The organism is Bacillota bacterium, assembly GCA_040757205.1.
Lineage (GTDB): Bacteria > Bacillota > Desulfotomaculia > Desulfotomaculales > Desulforudaceae > Desulforudis.
Genome location: JBFLXL010000003.1, coordinates 43,649 through 63,209 on the forward strand (window position 1 = coordinate 43,649; position 19,561 = coordinate 63,209).

Sequence of the window (19,561 nt, forward strand, 5' to 3'; positions counted from 1 at the left end):
CGCCACTTTACCCGTAAATCCTGGCCCGGCGGAAGATCCCCATCAGCCCCGAATCCAGGGTGGATGCGTTCTTGCACAGGGTGCGGCAGCCCTCCAGGGCGTCCGGTCCGTCGTCGTAATCGGCCATGGGGAAATACTTGAGCTGTTCCAGCAGCCGGCGGTGCCTGGGGTTGAACTTGATGTACTTGTTCTTGATATCCGGCTGCAGGGTCTGGATGCGCAGGATCTTATCCTTTGACTGATAGACTTCTTCGATGGGCAGGTACAGCTTCTCACGGGCGCTGGCCTTGGCCAGCTCTTCCTTCAAGAACCACTGAAACTGGTTCGACTCGGAGCCGAACTTAGCATAACCCCGGCCGTAATCCCTGCGCAGCCAGCGTTCTTTCTCCAGGATGTCGGCAATGATCCGGTCCGGGTGCCGCCGCTCAATATCGGCGTCCAAGACGTACATGTAGCCAGTCTGCGTGTCCAAGGCGACGGTAATGACCGCGGAAAAGTCCGATTTTTTGCTCTTGCCCAGAGACGGGTCCACAAAACCGAAAAAGAGAAAGCCTCTGCCGAACTGCATCCCCACGGGGTTGAAGTAGTCAAACCATCCATCGTCAAAGAGGCAGTCTTCGGGGTTGATCGGCTCGTTCTGCAGCTCCGAGTTGAAGCTGGCCTCGCCCTCGGAAACCCGGGTCACCATCAGGTCGTAATAACTGTTTTTCTCCTCCCAGAGAACCCGGGCCCCCTCCAGCATGGCGTCACGATGCTCTTCAAAAAACCGTCGCGCATTCTCCTCGCGGTCTTCGCCAGACAGGTCGGTGTAGATCTCATCCCACTCATCCCACAGCCCCTGGTTCTTGGCGAAGCTCAGTACCGCCTGGTATTTCTTGGTCCGGTAGGCCGGGTTCTTGAGCACTTTGGCCAGCAGGCTGTCGTAGTGCAGGAGGGTGCCGATGTAGATGATGTCCGTGTAGTCGTCGCCCGCTTTGGACACGGCCTTGTAGAACCAGTTCTCCAGCTTCTTGCGCTGCTCCGGCGTCCGGACGTTCTCGTCGTTTTCAATGTCGTCCAGGATGATCAAGTCCGGCCGCCAGTTCTTGTGCTTCCGGCCGCGGACCTTCTTGCCGGCGCCCAGGGCCTCGATCTTGACGCCGGTGCTGGTCAACAGGACGCTGTTCTTCCAGACCTTGCCTTCCAGCTTCCCGAAGTCCTGGATGATCAGCTCGTTTTCTTCCATCTCCTCGCGGATGCTGGTTAGAAAACCCTCGGCCTGCTCGCTGCTGTCCGAGATAATGAGGATATAGTGCTTGTAGCCATAGAGGATGGCGTGCAACGCATTTTTGAACGTGAGCGTGGTGCTCTTGGCGTGCCCGCGCGGGGCGCCGACGGCGCGCCGGGTACCCGTTTCCGTGTCGATGACGCCTTCGAGCCAGATCTGATCCAGCTCCCGGTGAAATTCCGGCGACGGGCGAGAGAAGTAGTGGGGGAAATAAGCTTTGCCGAAGTAGTCCAGGTCCCGCTGCCCGCGGCGTTTTCTGCTCGAGTCGCCGCTGCGGCCTTGGACCAAGCCCTCAAGGATGCTCATGCCGCCACGCCCCTTATCTCCCTACCGCCTTGCCGTCCACATAACTCTCGCCGACTATGAAGGCGATGACCCCGCCGGTGATGGCGAAGTACGCCTCCCGGTCGACCGGGGCTCCCAGGATTTCGTTTAACACCACAAATCCGAAGTTCGCCAAGGCCACAAGGAACTTCCGGGACTTCAGCCGGTCAAAAAAGGGTCTTTGCATGGCCTACACCCCCTTTGCGGGAACAATTACATCCACCGTCTGCGTGGTCGCGTCCCAGTCGATGGTTGCCTGCGGAATCATCTCAATTACGCTCCGCAGCTGCACCCACTGGCTATCCAGTTGCATCTGGGTCCGCCCGTCCACGATCTGCGCCGGGATCTTCGTCCGCCGACCATTAAAGAGTACCGTGACGCCGACGCCGACGCCGGCACTGCCTGCCTCCAGCAACTTTTCCAGCTCTGCCCAGGGGAACATCGTCCCTGGGCAGGCTGTGGCACCCACATCTTTATGGCCGATCACCGGGATGTTGCCATATCGCCTCCGGATGTCCCCGATGAGCCAAGCCAGCGACTGCATCTGCTCCGGCGCCGGTCGCGCACTTGTAAAATCACCGGCCAGGGCGATACCGATTCCGTCAGCGTTTGCAACCGGCGCGTGGGCTCCCTGCATATGCTCGGGCCGGCCCCGCTCGATAACGCCGTTCCGGCGCAAAAGATAGTGGTATCCCACACCGGCCCAATTATTGGGATGGCTTCTATGCCATTGGTGAACAGTCTCAATTGAAACGTCCCCCGATGCGGTGTGGTGTACCACGATGCGCCGAGTGCTTGCCCGCGGGGGCAGAGCGCCATTAAACCGGAGGCCCGTCTCTGTGATCTGCACGATAATCCCTCCTCGATTGATACGCATCCGTGCCCATCCGGGCCACCTCATGCACGAAGTAGCCACCCAGAATAATCTGGATCATCCGCCCCAGTTGGTCCACCGCCCATTCTTCGCCGTATCCAAAATAACTGGCGATGATCATAGGCAGATAAACCAGCACAAAGGAGACCGCCAGACCGTCCTTAAAACTGAACTGCCTGGGGGCGCTGAAGCGATCTTCTATTTTTTTCAGGCTCTCACCCATAAGCTCACACCTTACCACACAAAAGGGGCTGATTTTGGCCGTGCTACGCCATTTGGCCCTCATCGCGGCCAAAGTCAGTCCCTTTAACATCCTGGCTCGAACTGCACCGCCGAAACAGGCGCGGTCCTTACTCGGACTTTTGCAACACGTTTACGCTCAACTCAATGATCTTGGGCTCGCCAAACAGTGGGATATTGACCTTCGCCCGGCCCTTGCGCCGATCCAACTTAACGATTTGCCCCTCTAAACCCCGCAACGGTCCCGACACTATCCGGACCCCATCCCGCTCAAGCAAGGCAGTCGATACACCGATCAGTTCATCGTCCCGCACCAGGCTAAGTACCCGGTTCATCTCCGCCGGCCGTACCGGCTGCGGTCTGCCGGCGCCCAAGATCCGGATTACGCCGCCAATTCCAGTGAGTGTGTAGTAGTCATTCGGCTCCAATGCTGTGTTTACGAACACATAGCCCGGAAACAAACACCTGGTCACCTTTTTTGTCACGCCGCGTCGCCGCTCCATCATCTGTCGGCGGGGGACCAGGGCGTGAATCCCCGCGTCCCGCACGCGGCGGCTGACCTCAGCCTCTTGCGCCGTTTTGGTATGCAGTACATACCACTCAACCATCCTTGTCCTCTAAGCGGGAGACGATCTTGTCATCCAACAAGCAGCAGATCTTCTCATGCAGATCGGGGTTGCGCTTCAGCTCCTTGGCCAGCTCATCCTTGACCTCCTGGACGGCTTGTTTAATCAGCCGACCCTGCTCCGCCCGGAACTTCTCCTTGTGGACGATACTCCTCTGCAGGTAGACCAGGAGCCGGCCCACCTTGTCCAGAGGCATTCGATCCCACTCATCCTCGGCGGTGGCCAATCGCTCGGTCAGGGCATTGATCAAGATCGTCTCTGCGGCGTCCGAGGCCTCGATGTTCTGGTTCTCCTTAACAGTCTGGACCAGGAGCCGGGTCTTCTCATACGCTTCCTTCAGCCGCCGGGCGGCCGCGTTCTTGTTCAGCGCATACCGTCCGACGCTGGATTTTGATATCCGAAAGGCTCCATGCCCCCGTGATGTAATTTCGGCCGCGATCTGCTCGTAGGTATAGTTCACGTTGGCCAGCATCTCATCCAGCCGCGCACGGACATCTTCCGGAAGTTCGTCCACCCGTGACTTGATCCGGTGGCGTTCACGCTCCTTGCCCATTACACGTCAACCCCGGGATCTTCCCGGGAACCCTCCAGCAGGTCGATCCCCGTGGGCGTCAACCGCACGGCAATGTCATCCTTGAGCACGTTATAGGACTTGATCTTGTCATCCGTGAACTCGATATAGCCCTTTTGCTCCAAGTAGTTGATGTAGTTGCCGATATCGTATGAGACAATCAGGCCGTCCCCGAAAAGGGAAGAGGCGATCTGGCGGCAAAAAAGCGTTAAGTTCTGCGACTTCAAGAGGCTCCTCAGGATATATCCCCTGATTGCCTTGTTTTTCCTTATTTCCATCGTCCGCTCCGGGCTCTCCATTACGCACCCTTCCTTTCGATCCACGACTGAATCCTGTCTAGTTTCTTTTCCAGGATGCCGGCAAAGCGGATGAAGTCGTCCTTGGCGGTGTAAATAAACGGCAGATCGGCCTTCAGTTCATTCAGGCCCCTCTCCAGCCGCCGGGCCTCATCCTGGCAGTCCCGGCTCACCTGGGCGATTGCTTCCTTGTTCTCCTTGATTTCCTCGTCGATCCGCTTTTTCAGATCTCGCAAGAAATAGGCTATCGTACTAATCGCCAGCAGTGTGGCCGTTTGCACCACCCAGGAGAGATCCATTGAGCTACCTCCCGAATAGATAGATGGTTTAGATGGTTTGCATCCCGGTCCCCACCAGCCACAGGATGCTGCTCCGCCGCCCTTCCTTCCCGGCGCGCGGCAACCCGTCGGCCGGGGCGAAGCTCCTCACAAAAGCCCGTTTTGGCTAAGGGCTTCGACTAATGTTGCTTTCTGTTGCATCTTTACTTTGGTTAATTGTACCGATAATTCCTTTGATTTTGCGGATTGGTCACAAGTTGTTGACACGTTTTGTTGACACGTTTTACTGAAACGTGTCCGAGCTAAAGTCCTTTAAGGCTGACTGACAATGGCGAATTCTCAATAACTCTTCGAATACTGCGTTCCGACATCTCGAATTTACGGGACAAATCATCAATGTTGTATCCATTGAACTCCGCCCTGATCCGCCGGTCACGGGCTTCTTGGACTATGCGTGCCGGTTGCGGAAAGTAAAGCTGCCGCCCGCCGAACTCGTGGGCCAGCAAAAGGGTTGCTTCGAGCCCGATCAGCTCCGCCATCCGGTGATACGGCTCCGGCAGATCTTCCGTCTCAATCTCGATGTTATCCCGCTCCTGCAGCTCCCGCATCGCCTCACGCTCCTCCTTTAGGTTTCTTCGGCAGCGCCTTGCTCCTGGCGCTCCAAGAGCTTCTTAAGTCCCTCGATTACCCGCCATGCCTGGGCGGTCGTCAACCACTCCAGCCGGTCCACGCCAGCGTACTTCTTCACAAAACCTTGGACCCGCCTGGGATTGTCCGCCCAGCCCAGCGCCCGGGCCAGTTCGTTGATCTTCCAGATCTGTTTCCTGCTGGCCCGTCCGGATCGCGCGCGGCCGATCCGGCGCTCAAGTTCATCAATCACCCGGATCGCCTCCGCCTTTGTGAGCTTTGACATGCTCTCCTTGCCGGCCACGTTTTGGATGATAGCCCGCCGCAGATCGTCGTCAATTCCCAGTTCCCGCGTCACCGCGAAGATCTTCTTGCGCTGCGCCGCCGTGATCGGTTCACCCATCTGCTTTGACCTCCTCCCACAACGAGCTTTGCTCAGGCTCCCGATCCGCTTCCAGCTTCAGCGCCAACTGGCCGGCCATCTCCGCCACCCACCCGGCCCGGTCATACGCTTTGGCCCGCCCCAAGATCGACACCGCCCGGCGGACTAGAGAGGCACGCACCTGGCGCAGTTCCTTGAGTTCTGTGATCATGTAGTACCCGCCGTCTACCGCACTGGTGCTGCCGATGGGCAAATGGTGCTGCTCGACCAGCTTTTTGATGATCTCCCGGACTTTGCGCTCGGGGAGGCCAACCTTGTAACCGACGTGCCGGGCCTGGACAGCTTTGCCCCGGCCCCGGCACTTGGCGATGATTTCGGCCACCCGTCGCTCTTCCGGAGACATCTGGGGCATCAAACTTGTCTGATCCACCTGTGCCACCTCGCATCACCTGACGGTTACCGCTACAAACATTCCGTCGTATTCCCGAGCCAGCACCACGGCCCGGGAGCTCCCCCGGAGCCTCACGTGGTACTTGCCGTCCTCAAGCCTTTTCAGGCTTCGCTTTCGGATCGTATTTGCGATCCAGGCCCGCTGCGCCGCGGGAGATGCATTCCCGATCCTCTCCTGGTAGCGCTCCACAAAGTGTCCGGTGAGAAAAACCGTTACCCGCCTTTTCCTCATCGGTGTCACCCGCCAATCAACTAAGATACAGCTTCTTGATCATCTCCCGTTCTTTCTTCCGGTCCCTGGAATCGCCGCCCGTGCCAGGTCGGGCTTGTAGAACATACCTCGGCCACAGTCCTTCGATTCTTGCCAAGTGATCAATCCGGTTTTTCCAGTACGGCTCCGTAAACGCCCAGTCAATGCATTTACGCCACTCATCCAAGCTCGGAGCATTTCGGCCGGCCAGCATCACCCTGGCCGTTGCCAGTTGCCGCAGGTGCCAGTCGCGGGGGAAACGGAGCACCCCGCGCTTCTTGAGCGCTTCCTTGAGATAGTTGACTAGTGCCTTTTCGTCCTCCGCGTAACCCGTCTCAGACCCCTTTGGCGTCACCGTTCACCGACAACCCCCTTTCGCGGCTCCTCTTCCCGTCACCCGGACAGCGCCCTGGTAACAGGAAGGGGAGAGGGGAACATCCCCTCAGCCCTGATCACGCAGCCTTTCACGATCCCACTCGTACCAAAACACATCGTCCACATCGACACCCGCGCCCACCTTTAAGATCTCGGCCGGGGGGTACTTTTTCAGTGCTTCCTTGTCCACCTTTTCCGGTGGCTGCACCACACAGTCGGTCATCCCAAAAGCCTTGAGGTTTCTAATGATCTCCGCCAGCCTGTTGGCTGCCCGGGGCAACTTGACCTTCGTGCTCTTCCGAAAGCCCAACTTGCCGAAGTTCAGAAGCATCGTTTTTTTCTTGCCCAGGTCGTCGCGGCGGGCCTCGGTGAACTCCTTGATTTCCACCTCAAGCTTTTTGACCCGATCCTTGTGCGGCTTGGCCCGCATCTCGGCATCCAACTTCAGATCGTGGATCATCTCTGTCAGCTCAGCCTCAATAGCCTCGACGGCCAGCTCACATTCCCCGATCTCTTTTAAATTGAGGTTCACATCATCCCAGCTCCGTAACGCAGTGCCTTCGATTCTCACCCGTGCCATGCGTTATCTCTCCTTTATGTCCCCTTCATAGGGTTGGTAATAATGCACCGATTCCTCGCCGCAATAGCCGCACTCAAAGAACACAGCCACAAGACCGTCGTCGGGGTAGTTCTTTGCGGTTCCAATCTCCGCGTCCGGAAACGCTTTTTCGCAGTTTCCGCAGACCGGCATATAACCATCGCCTGCATCGTTGAGCCGATACTTCCCTCTCTTTGGCATCAAGTACCCCTCCCTTTGAGTTCCGCCGGCAGCACCACCTTTGCCGACTCTATCTGCCTGAGCCTCGACTCACATTCATCCGCATATTGCCGTAGCGTCGCGGCGACATTGCTGGTTAAGCTGCTCTCTGCAAGAAGCTCTGCACAGCATTCAGCATCCCGGCGCAACTCCTGAAGGATGTTGATCACTTCGCTGACGGTCAGGGCTTCCGGCCCGGCCGCCTCGGACTCACAGGTGGATGACACACGTCCGGATTCTCCGGCTGCCGGCATCTTGCTGGGTCTGAGGCTTACGCCGATGAGCTTCTGCTTGCGCTTCCACAGGGCCTCGCGCCAGTCCTGGCCTTTAGGGACTCCATCTGTTTGGAGCGCCAATTCCAGGTCTCCGGCCTCAGTCACCGCCGGTGGCACCGGCGCACTGTCCCCATCAGCTCTCATCTGATCATCCCCCCTTTCTCTGTTCCTGCCGGGCCGGGCCGTCGCGCTGGACCACGCGGACCCGGACCCCGCTAATGATGTGACTCCTCGACACCGAGAACGTGAACCCCAGTCGGTGGCGAACCTCCAGGAACCGCGGGAGCACCTTAACGATCTCCCCAACATTGCCGTAATCGCGCGCATTTTCTTCTCTTATGCCACCCGCCGCCCAGTCGATTTCGACTACATCCCCCGGGCGATACAACCCCTGCAGTGCAGGTACAGTGGGGGGGGGGTGATCTTCTGGCCACCGGTGGTCACCTCGCCATCACTGGGGCCGTCTTATAAGCAACCAGCACCTGCTTGCGTCCCCAGCGCAGAGCGTCGTTCCTGGCCGCCGACCCGGCGCCCATATAAAGATCGATTGACCTGCCCCGGATGGCCGCTCCCGTGTCTTCGGCCATCCGCCAACCCAGCCCCTGAACGTAGATCCAGCTGCCCAGGGGGATGACTCCGGGGTCCACCGCCACGGTATGTCCCGGTACCGGAATAGTCATGCTGGCTGTGAAACCGTCGCCATTCCCGCACTGCGCGGTGTAAGCTGTGGACTCGAACGTCTCCACCTGCCAGATTTCCACCCACTCCTGCCACCGCGCCCGCAACTCCTCGTTTTCCCGCCGCAGCTCAACAATCTCGTCCAGCAGCATCCGGTTGAGGTCCAGCAGCTCCTGTCTGCCGGCAAGTTCCTTCTGCAGCCTATCGGCTCCGGACAAATAGCTGCACCCGATGACCAGGAGACCAAGCAAGAGCAGTACCGCAGGCAGAATCTTTAACCGTTCCGCGCCGCCAACCCGGCCAACGTGACCAGGGCCAAGGCGATAAACCCGGCAGCAACCCAATCAGCCAACACCATCATCCATCACCTCGTACGCTTCCGGCACGCACATGGCACAAAGCGCTTCGTCCTCGATCTCCGCGCCAACACGCCGGTCGCCTTCGCTCACCAGCCCACCGCACCGCCGGCAAGGCACCTGCCAGCCCTTTTCCACCAGTACCCGGGCCGGTACCCGGCCGGCCTCCGCGTATTGGTCAAACTCCTTGACGCGCCGGACCGAAATTGAGGGGTTGGTCGGCACCATTTGAGGGTCTTCTACCGCCTCGAATGCCTCATCGCGCGTCCGGGTGAATACCACCTGGCTGCCGAGAGCATCCGTTACCACCCAGGCCCGCAGGCTTTGCTCGGGCATCAAATCTCACCTCACAATCCGCTCCGCCGCCGCCCCCCACAGATCAAAGTGGGGGAGGCCGCTGTTGCTCACGTGCATCCAAGAATCCGGTATCCCGTTTGTTCGGCACCAGCTCCGGAGCTTGTCCGGATCGCTGCAGAGCACCTTGACGATCAGCCGCCCCCGGTGCCGGTGGCGAATCACAGCGATCTCGCCAGCCCGGGCCTTGCCCAGTGCCGCCGCCCGCTGGTTGCGCACCAGGTGCATCACCCAACAGACCAGGCACAAGTGATAAGTCGTCCCGCCCCCCCCCCCGACCACGGCAGGCCGAGAGGTCGGCCGCACACGAAGCAGTTAGCTGTTGAGTGCATCAAAACCGGCCTCCACTATCGCCGCCCGCTTGATAATGGCGGTCCGAACCACTTGAAGCATCCACGGCTTCCGGAATGTCCAGCCGTCTGAAAGCCCGGGATGTTTCGTTAGCCGCCCGTTCGTCAGGCCATCGCTGCCACCCGTCAACGAAGAGGGGCAAGGCATCCGGGGCATATACCTGCAAGATTTCCCATGCTTCGCCGTACAGCACCTACATCACCGCCCATCTGATCATCTGTCCGGCCAGCATCAGGCCGGCCAAGACAACCACGGCCCAGCCCAGCCAGCTCAGCTTGTCCTCGATGAGTCCGCGCCCAGCACGCTCCAGGAACTCATCCGTCCGAGCCGTCAGCGCGGCCCGGATGATCTGGCCGTTCAACTTGTAGGGCTTGCGCTTTAGGATCATGTGAGACATGCGATTCCTCCTCTCGGCTTGCCACCGGTTTCCCGGCCCGCGCTATGCGCGGCCATCAGGTGCGGGGAAGCCCCCCGTCACGACCCCGGGCTGAGCCCGGGGTTTCGGCGTTAACTCGGCACCCACGCCCAGGCCACCCGCTCCCGTGCGATGTCCCAGTACACCACCATCGTCGCCCCATACCGGTCGGTGATCATCTGGCCGGCCGGGAGCAGGGGGAAGTCCTCGACCCTGATCGCATCCAAATGGAAGCTTGCCTCTATCCAATCCCGGACCGCCTTCTCCATTGCTAATCACCCCTTGCGCCGAGGGTTTCGGCATCTACGCCTTGAAACTCAGCACGATCTGGCCCAGCTCTTCGACCAGGTCCTCGGTGATCTGCTCGCCCTGGGTCACATCCAAGAGCCGCCCCAGCGCTTTGACTAACTGGCGAATACCACGCCTGGCGCCTATGGCGCACAGCAGCCGCCTGGCCGCTGGCGTCGCGTTGATCCGTGCCAGGAACACGTGGGCTTCCTCATCGGTCAGGCCGTTCAGTCGCACGTAATACCCGATGCGGTCGCGCAGACGGGCCATTTCCGGCCGGTCCTCGGCATAGAGGAGGATCTTTTCCGCCAGCACCTCATTGCCGACCAGCACCACGCCCACCCGGGCCTTGTCGTAGATCGCCCGCACCGTCTCCAGCACGACGTCATTCTTCATCAGATCCGCCTCGTCATAGACCAGGAGGCGGGGTTTTTGCTTCAGGCTTTTAACGATCCGCTTCAGTAGCATGGCCGAGGAACCGTAATCCTTCAGGCCCAGTGCTTCCGCGGTGTCCGCCAAGATGCTGCGCTTCGTGCTGGTGGTGTCGCACGTGATGCACACCATCGGCACGGCGGCCCGCTGCTCATACTCCTCAAGCGCGAAGCTTTTGCCCGCGCCCGGGTCCCCGGTGATGACGCCCATCTCAACAGAGTCGTGGCACTTCTTGCATACGCCCCAGATCCGCTCCATGTCCCGCGTGGGCACCAGCCCCAGCTCCCGGATTGACCTCATCCAACCATCCGCCGGGAGCCTGTCCGGCGCCGTCGCCGTCTCGTCGTCAACCGTCCCATCCGTAGCGATAGCGCTATCGCCCTCTTGCCAATAGCCAGTGCTTTTGAGATAATCCCGGATGAGAGGCTCCAGCGTGCGCGCGCTTGAGTACTTGCCGCTCAGGTACAGACTTACGGCGCTCCGGTGCTTGCCGATGGCCCGGGCGACATCCGCTACGCTGGTGCCCTCTTCTTTGACGACTTTGTGCAGCAACCGCCGCTCCGGGCTCCAGCCATCCTGCTGCTGATGGATCTCCAATACGGTTTGCTCCAGCGCCTGACCCACAACAACTCCCCCTTTGATAGAATTTGGAACCTAGATTTCACTGCCCGCCTTGCGCAAGAAGTCATCGAACCGGCTTCCGGCCGCCTTCTTCCGGGTCGCCTTGGCCTCATTGGCCGGCGGCTGCCCGCCCTCAGTCCTTGGCGCATTGGCCGCGCGGCGCTCGAACCCCGTGATGTAGCGAGTGTCGGGCTTCTTGTCGCCGTCGATTTCGCCGCTGGTCATCGCCGGCCCGGCCGCCCGCCGCGCCCTGGCCACCGCCTCGACGCTTTGCTTCCCGGACTCCTTAAGCCGCCGCTTCAAGTCCTTCTTCCGGGCGGCGTTGGCCTTGCGGATCGCCGCGATATCGTCTTTGGACGCATCCCAGCTTAAGAGTTCCGCGTTGGTCGCCGTGCAGATCTCGCGGCCGGTCTTCGGGTCAAAGACCCGTATCTCCCCGAGCCGGTTGGGATCGTAGCGGATGACCACCTTCCGGCCCACGTACTTGTCCATCAGCAGTTCGTGCTTGTAGTAGCGCGGCCGCCCCCGGATACCGAACCGCTGAATGCCGCTGGCGGAAACGGTGGCCTTCTCCACATCCATCAGGCAGATGTCCAAAGCGCGCAACTCCGGCATCCCGGCCCGAGCTTTGGGTGTTGACTCGTATTTTTGGATCGGGGTCATTCCCAGGGTGCTGTGTACCGCGTTGTGGTACCGGTGGATATACATCTCAACCAAAAAGGCCGCTTCCTCAACATCAAGCAATTCACCACGTGCCGCCATTTGTTTCTCATCAAGATCGTGCGGCCGCTGCTTGTTGTCCTTGCCGCAGTAACTCGGCAGGTCGCGGTCAAACTGGTTCGCCAGCGTACCATACCAGCGCTCCATATGGGCTTTGCCCCAGGGAGAGTATTTTGTGCAGAATTGGGGCTTGATGCCCAGTGATTCGCAGGCACCGCGAACCTCGCGGGAATACTCAAAACCTGGATGTGCCGTGCCCTTCTTCAGTTTTGCCTTGTAGTCTTCGCCATTGTCGATGTACAGCACAGAAGGCAGGCCGCTGAAGGGTAGCTCCTGGCCGGCACAGCCGGCGATTTCATCCCAGTCCCAGTCCAGGCTGTCCAGGTGCAACCGCAAGGCCGGGCTGATCTCCCGGTCCCAGCGCGGCAGCCGTTTGTGCCAGATACCGTGCCGCAGTGCCAGAGCAATGGTCCGGCCGTTCGCCTGAATAGAAAGAGACCAGCCAACGATCACCCGCGAGCAAACATCCATCCAGGTTGTCAGCCAAGGGCGCACCGGCCGGCCGTTGTAAATGACAAAGAAGTCCATCCGCCGGTGGTCGCCCATCCACACTTGGTTCACAAAGTCCGGCTCCTTGCGGATGACCTTCTCGCTAACCCTCTTGTTGTATTCCTCTTCGCCTTCCTCGATCAGGCAAATCAAGCCCGGGTCCTCGCCGCGTTTTTCGCTTATGAGCCGATAAACGGTCGCCCGGCTGGGGGGCTTGATCCCCTGTTGATCGCAGAACTTCACGCACTTGTCATACACTTTGCTGACCTTGAGCGTGCCCCGCCCCGGCCTGTCGCGCCGGAGGTGTGTAACCCAGGCGTACTCTTCCACTTCCGCCGGCACCGACCTGCGGACGGTGCCCACGTGCAACCTCGGGGGTGCCTCCATAAGTCCCACCGTCCCTGCTTCCTGATATGCGTCCACCCAGCGGTAAATCGTTTGCCACGTGACGCCGTGCCGTGCGGCGATTTCCACCGCCGCCTGCTTCTTCTGGCCGCGCATGTCAACCGCCAGCAGCCCCCGTGCTGCTTCGGCCTTCATCTCCGCTGCCGCCAAGAGCACCTGGAAGCGCTCTTCGCCCACGAGCGCCTTGACCTCGGCCAGGTTCACCGGCCGGGCCGCCGGGGAAGCCGGTGCCGGCACCGATTCCGGCCGGTTCTGACTTTCCGGTTCTTCCGCCGGTGCCGGCACCGGTCCGGCCCCGGCTGCCCGCTCGGGCTCTTTAGCGTACCGCTCATACCAGCGCTGCCGCGCCACCACCGAGAGAGAGGAGAGTGCAATCAGATAGCGCTGGCCGCCGTTACCGCCGCCCCGACCAGCCCTTTCGGTTTTGACTGTCCAGGCACCGGTCTTCGCCCTAGAGTGCGCAGCCTGGCGAGAGATCCCTTCAAGCTCCGCCGCCTGGCTGGTGGTCAGCCACGTCTCCCGCGCTGTCGGTTGCACCCATAACCCTCCTCTCCGCAGGTAAGTAGGTAAGTGCTGGCCTGATTAGTCTTCTAACCCGAAGTACAATTTGTTGATTTTAATTGCTGCGTAGAGGCTTTCAGCCAGTCGGGCCACAGCGTCTTCATCCAGCCCGATTGCGCATTGTTGGTCGATCTCGTGCAGTATCTCGTGAAGCAGTGATTGTTCCTGGCGGCTGTGACTCATAGCATCATTAATTCGTATCTTGTTTTCCAAATGATCTATCTCCGCCCGCCTCGGAACATGTTTGTTGACAATCTCCACTATAGACACCTGAAATGAATGACCGCCAATTCTTACATGTTGAGGAATTTTCATCCGCATTCCCCCGAAAAACATGTATAATTACTTCTAAGGAGGTGATTTCGTTGTCGAAGAAACCCGTGCACAAACCGGGAGAAAAAGTCCCGCGCTCCGGTCAAGCTGAGATCGTTGGGCCTCGTGGCCGTCGGACCGGAGTTGAAAGAACCGTGGTCAAGGGTGAGCCTTTCCCGCCTACCCCGAAGCCTGGCCAAGGATACCAGATCGTTGACCCGACAAAACATAAAAAACCGTGAACCTGAATTTGCACAACCTCGGCCCCGGCAACGGGGCTTTTTGTTTTGTCGGCAAAGGGATCGCCGCATTCTCATTGCCCCCTTAAAGTCGGTAACGGTCATTCTCACAGCTCCGCTGGTTCACTGCCGTTCCGCCTCACCCCCTTCCGGCGGGGGAACATACAGCCGCTTGCCCTGCCGCAGCTTCGCCACCAGCCTATAGATCGTCTGATACACCCCGATCCGCCAGCCCTGGGCGGCCGCTTCGCTCTGCAGCGCCCGGACCAACTGCGCCGTCTTCCACCCCGGATTGTCCGCGTACAACGACTCCAGGTAGGCCAGTGCTTCCGGATCGAAGCCGGGATGGCGGCTTTGCTGGCCGGCGCTGGCCTCCCGGATTACCTGTTCCAGCGCCAACAGGCTGTGCTCAAGGTTTCTGATCCGCCGCTGCATCCGCTGCAGTTCAGACAAAACCGGACGAGCGGGAATCAGTATTTCCCGCTGGCCGGAACCGACTTTGTCCGAATCAAACAAGCTGACCTGCACTGATTGTCACACCCTTTAAATCCGAGCCTGGGCTCACTGCCTTCTGGTCTTCGTGGGCAATTTTATCCCCAATTCCGTTGCGATCAGCTCTTTGTGTTTCTTGCCAGATACAGCTCCATAGAGTGCCTCAGAAACGCGGATTTCGCTAATGCCTAGCTTTTCGGCCAGTTGCTTCTGGGTCATGCCCCGCTCCAGTAGGCGTCTTTTCACCGCCAGGCCGAAGGATGTCAATGTTCGCCTGCCCATCCCGCGCTCCGCCGCCTCCTCCCGACAATTTCTCCTACTTGGAAGGCCGTTACGTTCGTGCTACAATCAAGTGTAAGTTATTACACAGTATACTGAATCTTTTCAGCAATGTCAATTGCAATCCTGAAAAAGTTCAGCACATGAACCCCTGGTAAACTTGGTTTTTATAGTGTATCCTGCGCAAGTGCTGATTCTATTCAGTGATTTGGGGAAGTGTTTACTTGGATACGATTGGGAAGCGAATACGCTACCTTCGGCGGCGAGAGGGTCTATCAACTGCAGCGCTAGAAGAGGCTATAGGTTCATCATCAGGCAGCGCCACAAAATGGGAAAAGGACCTGAGCATGCCGGGTGGGAAGTTCATCCTTGCGTTGGCGAACCTTTTCGATGTGAGCACAGATTGGCTGCTGACAGGCAAGGATCAACCAGCCACTGCATTGTTTTTGAGAGGACTGACTGATGAGGAAAGGTACGATGTGGAACGATATGCTGGGTACCTCGTGTGGAGACGCAAGCGAAGGGGCGTAGCGTTAAAGAAACGACACGCCGAACTAACCATCAAAACAGGGTATGGGGTCGCCGAGGAAAGAGAGCCTTGGGACTATAAAGATACTGATGTTTTTCTCCCTGTTCTGGGCAGCGCTCCTGCTGGTGTGCCTATATTTGTTGATGAGATTCTGGAAGGCTATATTCCAGTTAATCAGCGTATGGTCCGGGGTGCCGCCTTTTTGGTCAGAGCTAAGGGAGACAGCATGGTCGGTGCCGACATCGCAGATGGTGATCTAGTCCTTATACGCCGCCAGGCCCAAGTTGAGAGTGGCGACATAGCCCTCATCCGAATCGGCGAGGATCTAACTATTAAATATTGCCACTATCATGGCGATGCTCTAGTCTTAAAACCAGCAAACCCGCATTATTCCTCAATGACGGTTAAAGATGGAGCTGTGGTCATCGGCCGTGTGGTCGGCACCATTAAACGAGCGGATGCCGATCAGGGATTGCGCCACTTCATGGGAGATGAGTGAGTTTATGCCATGGCTTACATGGAAATGCGCAAAAAACTCTTTCCCAATACCTTTTATCACCCTCAAGCCCTTGTGCCACCTGACTTTAACGCCAGCCTTTACCACTTGACCACTTTACCAATACGGCTTTACCAATCCGGGGACGGTACTTCGCTACCACACCGTTCGGATCGCGCCCCCCGAACGCCTTATTCTCTTAAAGCGTTAAGTCTTCTAACGCCTGTTATTACTGGCTTGTAACGCCAACACCACTTTTCGTAACGCCTACAAAACGGCCCATCGTTACAAACCGTTATCTCCACCGTTGCACGCCGGCCAAAACCAAAAAACGGCCGCAAAAAATCTCACAGCCGTTCAGTTTCCATGTTGCCCGCCCGGGCCGCCCGCCCCCTGGTATGTCTCACTTTAACCGGGCTAACAGGGGGTTTTCCGTCGGTTTCCCGGGTAGTGGGTTATTCGCATTCCCTGTGAGAACTGACACCAGGATCGCCCGGTCGAGCGCCGCCAGGTAGTCCTCAACGGTCGCTTCCGGGTCGCGGACGCTCACGTCGTACCCGGCCTTGCCCCCGATTCTCCGCATAATGACGGCCACTTTGTTCCCCGGTGCGTTTTCGCTCATGTTGGTATTATAACGCTGCAGGTCGGCCACCGGCATCCCCGGCTTCCTCAGGTGCGCCCGGTGAAGATGGACTTGAGGAAGGCCGTGTTGCTGGTCAGGGCGAAGTACACGTGCCCGGCGATGGAGGCGGCGAGCAGGACGCTGCACAGGTAAATCATCCGGCGGATGTTGTTTAAGCCCCCGAAAAGGTTGATCCACCGGGCGAAGAACCGGGGGAAGTACAGGAACCAGCCCAGGAGCAGGGCGTAGGGGATCAGCACCAGCCAGAAGGTGTACAAAAATTTCTGGAACGGATTGTATTTGGGGAACTTCGGTTTCCGGGGGGTCAGGAAGAACTCGTAGGCCAGGAACTTCTTCAGCCGGGGGCCGAGGTCCTTAGGCTCCGGCACGATCTCGGTCTTGTCCCGCCCGTAGAGGTAGGCGGCGAAAAGCGCCGTCAGCAGGTAACCGGCCACAAAATGGATCTTTTTCGCCGGGCGCATGCTCCGGAAACCCCAGCGCCGCGACGGGTTGGTAAGGTAAAACCCGGTGGCCACCTCCAGGGCCAAGGTGGGCACCAGCAGCCAATGAAAGAGCCTTATCGGCAACGGATGCCGCAGTTTACCCACTATTCTTCACCCCTTTTTCGTCGACACTTTAAGCCCGACCTACCTCCCTTGAAAAATAGGGGACTGTCCCCCTTTTTCTTTTTCATCGAGGACAATCACGTGGGCCACGCACGACATGCAGGGATCGAAGGAATGGAGCACGCGTGCGATCTCGACCGGTTTTTCAGCGTCGGCCACCGGAGTGCCGATGAGGGCCTCCTCCACCGGGCCCAGGCCCCCTTGGTCGTCGTGGGGCGAGAAGTTCCAGGCCGTGGGGGTGATGATCTGGTAGTGTTTGATGCGGCCGCCCTCCACCTCGAGCCAGTGTCCCACCCCCCCGCGCATGGCCCCGGTCAATCCCACCCCGGCGCCGGATTCGGGAACCCGGTAGCGGTTGAACACCGGCTCGCCCGGGATCAAGGCCGTCAGCCATTTCCGCATCAGCACGGCCACCTCGCGGGAGATCAGGGACCGGGCAATCAGGCGGTCCATCACCGAAACGCCCCGGCGGTAGTCGCCCCGTGCCCAAAGCTGGGCCAGCGGCCCGCCTTCCAGCGCCCGGCCGCGGTAGCGGGGCGCCTTGCACCAGGAGTAGCCCCCTGGTTTGTCGGGGTCGGGCCGGGTTTCACCCCGGGCCGGGTGGGCGGCCTCTTCACCGTCGAAGTGGCTGTAGCGCAGGTGTTCGGTGATCTCCCCTAAATCAACCGCCTCCATGCGGCCATCGATCACGGCCGCCCCCGGGAAATAGTCTTCCGAAGTCTCCGGGTCCAGGGGAAACAGCCCGAAGCTCAAGAAATCGGCTCCCCGTACGCCGATCTCAAAATAATCGGGATAGTGCTCGGCCAGGGTGTGCACGTCCGGCAGCATCCGCTCCTCGATAAACTTCTGGATCGACTTTACGATCGAAAGCAGGTTCAAAACGGTGATGGCGGTCACCGGGACGCTTGAGCCCCCGGGGATGATGCCGTGCGGGTGAGGCGCCTTGCCGCCCAGCAGGGCGTTGATCTCGTACGCCTTCCGGCTCACGTCGACGGCCTGAAAGTAACTGTCGACCAGCCGCTCGTTTTTCGCCCGGGGCAGGCGGTAGTCGGTGGTCGGCGGGGGAACCAGGGGCCGGAGCTCCGGTAACCGGACGTAGTCCGGGACGGCAAACAGGTAGAAGTGCCGGATATGGTTCTGGAGCATGTCGCCGGCGAAGATGAGGTTTCGCAAGAGGTTGCCGTTGTGCGGCGGCCGTACCCCCGCCAGGTCCTCGACCGCAAAGGAGGCGGCGACGGCGTGCGCCGTGGGGCAGATGCCGCAGATGCGCTGAGTGATGTAGGCCGCGTCCCGCGGGTCCCGGTCCCGCAGGATCAATTCGAAACCCCGGAAGACGGTGGCGCCGCAGCGGGCGTGGATCACACGTCCCCCTTCGACCCGCGCCTCGATCTGACTGGCGCCCACGGTGCGGGTGGTGGGGTTGATCACGATCTTTTGCCCTTTTTCCGCGTCTGCCGCCAATGGACACGCCCCTTACTTCCGCTTCAGGCGAAAGGTTTTCCCCGCTTTTCCAAGGCTTTTCCCCCACTCTTTCTGCAGCCGGCCGGTGAGCAGTTTGCCGGCCAGGTGCAGGCCGATCCCCAGGGCGGCGGCCAGCCCGGCCCCCACCCCGATCCGGTCGGCCCCCACCCGCACCCCCGGCAGCCGCACATCCGGCAGGTGCTCAAAGAAAGGCGCGGTCCGTTCCAGGAACTCCGGGCTGGTGCAGCCGATGCAGGGCGTGTTGGCGCCCACCGGCCAGTTCAGGTGCTCGCCGCACCACTGGCGGCTGGGGCAGTCGGCGTAGGTCACCGGCCCCTTGCAGCCGATCTTGTACAGGCACCAGGGCTCCCCCACCTCTTCGGCGAAGATGCCGCTCTCGAAGTAGTGCCGCCGCTGGCACAGGTTGTGGATCGTCTCGCCGTAGAACACCACCGGCCGGTTCAGGGCGTCAAGCTCGGGCACCCCGTACCAGACCAGGTGGGCCAGCGTGCCCAGGATCCAATCGGGATGCGCCGGGCAGCCGGGGACGTTGATCACCGGCCGGTCCACGACGGCCGAGACGGGTTTACTGCCGGTCGGGTTGGGGTGCGCCCCGAAGGGCAGCCCCCAGGCGGCGCAGGAGCCGACGGCAACCACGTGCCTGGCGGCGGCGGCCAGTTCCACCACCGCGTCCCACGCCGTCCAGGGCTCTCCATTCCCGCGCAGACCGACATAGGCGTACCGGCCTCCGGCCGCGGTCGGCACCGTGCCCTCCACCACCAGGATGTACTCGCCCGCTCGCTCGACCACGACCTTTTCCAGGACGGCGACGGCCTGGTGCCCCTTGGCCCCCATCAGGGTGTTGGTCCAGTAAATATCCAGCAGTTCCCGCAAAACCGCCCCGAAATCCGGATGCCGGCCGTTCAGCGCGGACAGGATGTCCCCGTGGCAAGTGTTAGTCTCCAGCCAGACCAGGGGGTGTTTTCCCGGGCGCTCGGAAGCGGCGGCCGAAGGCTCGGGCGCACGGATGTCCCCGGCCCGCAGCCCGCCCAGGGCCTCGCCGGTCCCCGGAACACCAGTGTCCCGCATCAACAATCTTCCTTTCGGGGAAGAACATTTACCG

Annotated in this window: 33 protein-coding genes; 2 read left to right on the forward strand and 31 right to left on the reverse strand. The window is 60.0% G+C overall.

Annotation, left to right across the window (positions count from 1 at the left end; all coding sequences use genetic code 11):
• Nucleotides 1-7: 7 nt before the first annotated feature.
• The 25 genes from terL to AB1402_03175 form a co-directional block, all read right to left on the reverse strand.
• Nucleotides 8-1,573 (reverse strand): phage terminase large subunit, encoded by a 1,566-nt coding sequence (gene terL, locus AB1402_03055; protein ID MEW6540582.1) that lies wholly within the window; start codon nucleotides 1,571-1,573, stop codon nucleotides 8-10.
• 13 nt (nucleotides 1,574-1,586) lie between these two features.
• On the reverse strand, nucleotides 1,587-1,778 hold the full coding sequence (locus AB1402_03060; GenBank protein MEW6540583.1) for a hypothetical protein: 192 nt from the start codon (nucleotides 1,776-1,778) through the stop codon (nucleotides 1,587-1,589).
• 3 nt (nucleotides 1,779-1,781) lie between these two features.
• Nucleotides 1,782-2,441 (reverse strand): peptidoglycan recognition family protein, encoded by a 660-nt coding sequence (locus AB1402_03065; GenBank protein ID MEW6540584.1) that lies wholly within the window; start codon nucleotides 2,439-2,441, stop codon nucleotides 1,782-1,784.
• Complete coding sequence (locus AB1402_03070; protein MEW6540585.1) at nucleotides 2,410-2,688, reverse strand: hypothetical protein; 279 nt, start codon at nucleotides 2,686-2,688, stop codon at nucleotides 2,410-2,412. Before AB1402_03070 ends, AB1402_03065 begins: the two co-directional genes overlap by 32 nt.
• Nucleotides 2,689-2,815: 127 nt before the next feature.
• The gene (loaP, locus tag AB1402_03075; protein ID MEW6540586.1) at nucleotides 2,816-3,313 is read right to left on the reverse strand and encodes an antiterminator LoaP; all 498 of its coding nucleotides are present in this window, start codon (nucleotides 3,311-3,313) and stop codon (nucleotides 2,816-2,818) included.
• A complete protein-coding gene (locus AB1402_03080; protein MEW6540587.1) occupies nucleotides 3,306-3,884 on the reverse strand; it encodes a phage protein Gp27 family protein in 579 nt (192 codons plus the stop codon). The genes loaP and AB1402_03080 overlap by 8 nt, the downstream gene beginning before the upstream one ends.
• Nucleotides 3,884-4,201 (reverse strand): hypothetical protein, encoded by a 318-nt coding sequence (locus AB1402_03085; protein ID MEW6540588.1) that lies wholly within the window; start codon nucleotides 4,199-4,201, stop codon nucleotides 3,884-3,886. The genes AB1402_03080 and AB1402_03085 overlap by 1 nt, the downstream gene beginning before the upstream one ends.
• Nucleotides 4,201-4,497, reverse strand: a complete 297-nt coding sequence (locus AB1402_03090) for a hypothetical protein (GenBank protein MEW6540589.1) — start codon at nucleotides 4,495-4,497, stop codon at nucleotides 4,201-4,203. Before AB1402_03090 ends, AB1402_03085 begins: the two co-directional genes overlap by 1 nt.
• Nucleotides 4,498-4,778: 281 nt before the next feature.
• On the reverse strand, nucleotides 4,779-5,084 hold the full coding sequence (locus AB1402_03095; GenBank protein MEW6540590.1) for a Mor transcription activator family protein: 306 nt from the start codon (nucleotides 5,082-5,084) through the stop codon (nucleotides 4,779-4,781).
• A 17-nt stretch (nucleotides 5,085-5,101) separates the two neighbouring features.
• Nucleotides 5,102-5,506: a regulatory protein GemA gene (locus AB1402_03100; GenBank protein MEW6540591.1), complete on the reverse strand. Its 405-nt coding sequence runs from the start codon at nucleotides 5,504-5,506 to the stop codon at nucleotides 5,102-5,104.
• The gene (locus AB1402_03105; protein MEW6540592.1) at nucleotides 5,499-5,915 is read right to left on the reverse strand and encodes a hypothetical protein; all 417 of its coding nucleotides are present in this window, start codon (nucleotides 5,913-5,915) and stop codon (nucleotides 5,499-5,501) included. Before AB1402_03105 ends, AB1402_03100 begins: the two co-directional genes overlap by 8 nt.
• A 15-nt stretch (nucleotides 5,916-5,930) precedes the next feature.
• Nucleotides 5,931-6,167, reverse strand: coding sequence for a hypothetical protein (locus tag AB1402_03110; protein MEW6540593.1), 237 nt, complete (start codon nucleotides 6,165-6,167; stop codon nucleotides 5,931-5,933).
• A gap of 16 nt (nucleotides 6,168-6,183) precedes the next feature.
• Entirely contained in the window at nucleotides 6,184-6,540 is a 357-nt protein-coding gene (locus AB1402_03115; GenBank protein MEW6540594.1) for a hypothetical protein, read from the reverse strand.
• A gap of 87 nt (nucleotides 6,541-6,627) precedes the next feature.
• On the reverse strand, nucleotides 6,628-7,140 hold the full coding sequence (locus AB1402_03120) for a host-nuclease inhibitor Gam family protein (GenBank protein ID MEW6540595.1): 513 nt from the start codon (nucleotides 7,138-7,140) through the stop codon (nucleotides 6,628-6,630).
• Between the two features lie 3 nt (nucleotides 7,141-7,143).
• Nucleotides 7,144-7,359 (reverse strand): hypothetical protein, encoded by a 216-nt coding sequence (locus AB1402_03125; GenBank protein MEW6540596.1) that lies wholly within the window; start codon nucleotides 7,357-7,359, stop codon nucleotides 7,144-7,146.
• Nucleotides 7,359-7,796 (reverse strand): hypothetical protein, encoded by a 438-nt coding sequence (locus AB1402_03130; GenBank protein MEW6540597.1) that lies wholly within the window; start codon nucleotides 7,794-7,796, stop codon nucleotides 7,359-7,361. Before AB1402_03130 ends, AB1402_03125 begins: the two co-directional genes overlap by 1 nt.
• Before the next feature lie 4 nt (nucleotides 7,797-7,800).
• Nucleotides 7,801-7,941, reverse strand: coding sequence for a hypothetical protein (locus AB1402_03135; GenBank protein ID MEW6540598.1), 141 nt, complete (start codon nucleotides 7,939-7,941; stop codon nucleotides 7,801-7,803).
• 151 nt (nucleotides 7,942-8,092) lie between these two features.
• Nucleotides 8,093-8,548, reverse strand: coding sequence for a 3D domain-containing protein (locus AB1402_03140; GenBank protein MEW6540599.1), 456 nt, complete (start codon nucleotides 8,546-8,548; stop codon nucleotides 8,093-8,095).
• Between the two features lie 126 nt (nucleotides 8,549-8,674).
• The gene (locus AB1402_03145; protein ID MEW6540600.1) at nucleotides 8,675-9,022 is read right to left on the reverse strand and encodes a hypothetical protein; all 348 of its coding nucleotides are present in this window, start codon (nucleotides 9,020-9,022) and stop codon (nucleotides 8,675-8,677) included.
• A 6-nt stretch (nucleotides 9,023-9,028) separates the two neighbouring features.
• On the reverse strand, nucleotides 9,029-9,259 hold the full coding sequence (locus AB1402_03150) for a hypothetical protein (GenBank protein ID MEW6540601.1): 231 nt from the start codon (nucleotides 9,257-9,259) through the stop codon (nucleotides 9,029-9,031).
• Between the two features lie 325 nt (nucleotides 9,260-9,584).
• Entirely contained in the window at nucleotides 9,585-9,788 is a 204-nt protein-coding gene (locus AB1402_03155; protein ID MEW6540602.1) for a hypothetical protein, read from the reverse strand.
• A 110-nt stretch (nucleotides 9,789-9,898) separates the two neighbouring features.
• Nucleotides 9,899-10,075, reverse strand: a complete 177-nt coding sequence (locus AB1402_03160) for a hypothetical protein (protein MEW6540603.1) — start codon at nucleotides 10,073-10,075, stop codon at nucleotides 9,899-9,901.
• A gap of 34 nt (nucleotides 10,076-10,109) precedes the next feature.
• The gene (locus tag AB1402_03165) at nucleotides 10,110-11,123 is read right to left on the reverse strand and encodes an AAA family ATPase (protein ID MEW6540604.1); all 1,014 of its coding nucleotides are present in this window, start codon (nucleotides 11,121-11,123) and stop codon (nucleotides 10,110-10,112) included.
• A gap of 57 nt (nucleotides 11,124-11,180) precedes the next feature.
• The gene (locus AB1402_03170; protein MEW6540605.1) at nucleotides 11,181-13,358 is read right to left on the reverse strand and encodes a Mu transposase C-terminal domain-containing protein; all 2,178 of its coding nucleotides are present in this window, start codon (nucleotides 13,356-13,358) and stop codon (nucleotides 11,181-11,183) included.
• A 45-nt stretch (nucleotides 13,359-13,403) separates the two neighbouring features.
• A complete protein-coding gene (locus tag AB1402_03175; GenBank protein ID MEW6540606.1) occupies nucleotides 13,404-13,595 on the reverse strand; it encodes a hypothetical protein in 192 nt (63 codons plus the stop codon).
• A 152-nt stretch (nucleotides 13,596-13,747) separates the two neighbouring features.
• On the opposite strand from AB1402_03175, the gene AB1402_03180 reads away from it, so the two are divergent.
• Nucleotides 13,748-13,936, forward strand: a complete 189-nt coding sequence (locus AB1402_03180; protein ID MEW6540607.1) for a hypothetical protein — start codon at nucleotides 13,748-13,750, stop codon at nucleotides 13,934-13,936.
• Between the two features lie 120 nt (nucleotides 13,937-14,056).
• Here AB1402_03180 and AB1402_03185 read toward each other — a convergent pair whose 3' ends face one another.
• Nucleotides 14,057-14,461 (reverse strand): hypothetical protein, encoded by a 405-nt coding sequence (locus tag AB1402_03185; protein MEW6540608.1) that lies wholly within the window; start codon nucleotides 14,459-14,461, stop codon nucleotides 14,057-14,059.
• A 33-nt stretch (nucleotides 14,462-14,494) separates the two neighbouring features.
• The gene (locus AB1402_03190) at nucleotides 14,495-14,707 is read right to left on the reverse strand and encodes a helix-turn-helix transcriptional regulator (protein MEW6540609.1); all 213 of its coding nucleotides are present in this window, start codon (nucleotides 14,705-14,707) and stop codon (nucleotides 14,495-14,497) included.
• A 221-nt stretch (nucleotides 14,708-14,928) separates the two neighbouring features.
• Between AB1402_03190 and AB1402_03195 the strand changes: the two genes are divergently transcribed.
• On the forward strand, nucleotides 14,929-15,732 hold the full coding sequence (locus AB1402_03195) for a S24 family peptidase (protein MEW6540610.1): 804 nt from the start codon (nucleotides 14,929-14,931) through the stop codon (nucleotides 15,730-15,732).
• Between the two features lie 400 nt (nucleotides 15,733-16,132).
• On the opposite strand, the gene AB1402_03200 is transcribed toward AB1402_03195, so the two are convergent.
• From AB1402_03200 to AB1402_03215, 4 genes are read right to left on the reverse strand one after another with little or no spacing between them, the layout of a single operon-like run.
• Nucleotides 16,133-16,387: a hypothetical protein gene (locus tag AB1402_03200; GenBank protein ID MEW6540611.1), complete on the reverse strand. Its 255-nt coding sequence runs from the start codon at nucleotides 16,385-16,387 to the stop codon at nucleotides 16,133-16,135.
• Nucleotides 16,388-16,398: 11 nt separating this feature from the next.
• A complete protein-coding gene (locus AB1402_03205; GenBank protein MEW6540612.1) occupies nucleotides 16,399-16,959 on the reverse strand; it encodes a cytochrome b/b6 domain-containing protein in 561 nt (186 codons plus the stop codon).
• Nucleotides 16,960-16,998: 39 nt separating this feature from the next.
• Nucleotides 16,999-18,438, reverse strand: coding sequence for a nickel-dependent hydrogenase large subunit (locus AB1402_03210; GenBank protein MEW6540613.1), 1,440 nt, complete (start codon nucleotides 18,436-18,438; stop codon nucleotides 16,999-17,001).
• 12 nt (nucleotides 18,439-18,450) lie between these two features.
• Nucleotides 18,451-19,527: a hydrogenase small subunit gene (locus tag AB1402_03215; GenBank protein ID MEW6540614.1), complete on the reverse strand. Its 1,077-nt coding sequence runs from the start codon at nucleotides 19,525-19,527 to the stop codon at nucleotides 18,451-18,453.
• Between the last annotated feature and the right edge of the window lie 34 nt (nucleotides 19,528-19,561).

Excerpts from the sequence above, each read along its gene's own strand:
- terL (MEW6540582.1), bottom strand. The coding sequence starts at position 1,573 with ATGAGCATCCTTGAGGGCTTGGTCCAAGGCCGCAGCGGCGACTCGAGC.
- AB1402_03060 (MEW6540583.1), bottom strand. The coding sequence starts at position 1,778 with ATGCAAAGACCCTTTTTTGACCGGCTGAAGTCCCGGAAGTTCCTTGTG.
- AB1402_03070 (MEW6540585.1), bottom strand. The coding sequence starts at position 2,688 with ATGGGTGAGAGCCTGAAAAAAATAGAAGATCGCTTCAGCGCCCCCAGG.
- loaP (MEW6540586.1), bottom strand. The coding sequence starts at position 3,313 with ATGGTTGAGTGGTATGTACTGCATACCAAAACGGCGCAAGAGGCTGAG.
- AB1402_03080 (MEW6540587.1), bottom strand. The coding sequence starts at position 3,884 with ATGGGCAAGGAGCGTGAACGCCACCGGATCAAGTCACGGGTGGACGAA.
- AB1402_03085 (MEW6540588.1), bottom strand. The coding sequence starts at position 4,201 with ATGGAGAGCCCGGAGCGGACGATGGAAATAAGGAAAAACAAGGCAATC.
- AB1402_03090 (MEW6540589.1), bottom strand. The coding sequence starts at position 4,497 with ATGGATCTCTCCTGGGTGGTGCAAACGGCCACACTGCTGGCGATTAGT.
- AB1402_03095 (MEW6540590.1), bottom strand. The coding sequence starts at position 5,084 with ATGCGGGAGCTGCAGGAGCGGGATAACATCGAGATTGAGACGGAAGAT.
- AB1402_03100 (MEW6540591.1), bottom strand. The coding sequence starts at position 5,506 with ATGGGTGAACCGATCACGGCGGCGCAGCGCAAGAAGATCTTCGCGGTG.
- AB1402_03110 (MEW6540593.1), bottom strand. The coding sequence starts at position 6,167 with ATGAGGAAAAGGCGGGTAACGGTTTTTCTCACCGGACACTTTGTGGAG.
- AB1402_03120 (MEW6540595.1), bottom strand. The coding sequence starts at position 7,140 with ATGGCACGGGTGAGAATCGAAGGCACTGCGTTACGGAGCTGGGATGAT.
- AB1402_03125 (MEW6540596.1), bottom strand. The coding sequence starts at position 7,359 with ATGCCAAAGAGAGGGAAGTATCGGCTCAACGATGCAGGCGATGGTTAT.
- AB1402_03130 (MEW6540597.1), bottom strand. The coding sequence starts at position 7,796 with ATGAGAGCTGATGGGGACAGTGCGCCGGTGCCACCGGCGGTGACTGAG.
- AB1402_03145 (MEW6540600.1), bottom strand. The coding sequence starts at position 9,022 with ATGCCCGAGCAAAGCCTGCGGGCCTGGGTGGTAACGGATGCTCTCGGC.
- AB1402_03155 (MEW6540602.1), bottom strand. The coding sequence starts at position 9,788 with ATGTCTCACATGATCCTAAAGCGCAAGCCCTACAAGTTGAACGGCCAG.
- AB1402_03160 (MEW6540603.1), bottom strand. The coding sequence starts at position 10,075 with ATGGAGAAGGCGGTCCGGGATTGGATAGAGGCAAGCTTCCATTTGGAT.
- AB1402_03190 (MEW6540609.1), bottom strand. The coding sequence starts at position 14,707 with ATGGGCAGGCGAACATTGACATCCTTCGGCCTGGCGGTGAAAAGACGC.
- AB1402_03200 (MEW6540611.1), bottom strand. The coding sequence starts at position 16,387 with ATGCCGGTGGCCGACCTGCAGCGTTATAATACCAACATGAGCGAAAAC.
- AB1402_03215 (MEW6540614.1), bottom strand. The coding sequence starts at position 19,527 with ATGCGGGACACTGGTGTTCCGGGGACCGGCGAGGCCCTGGGCGGGCTG.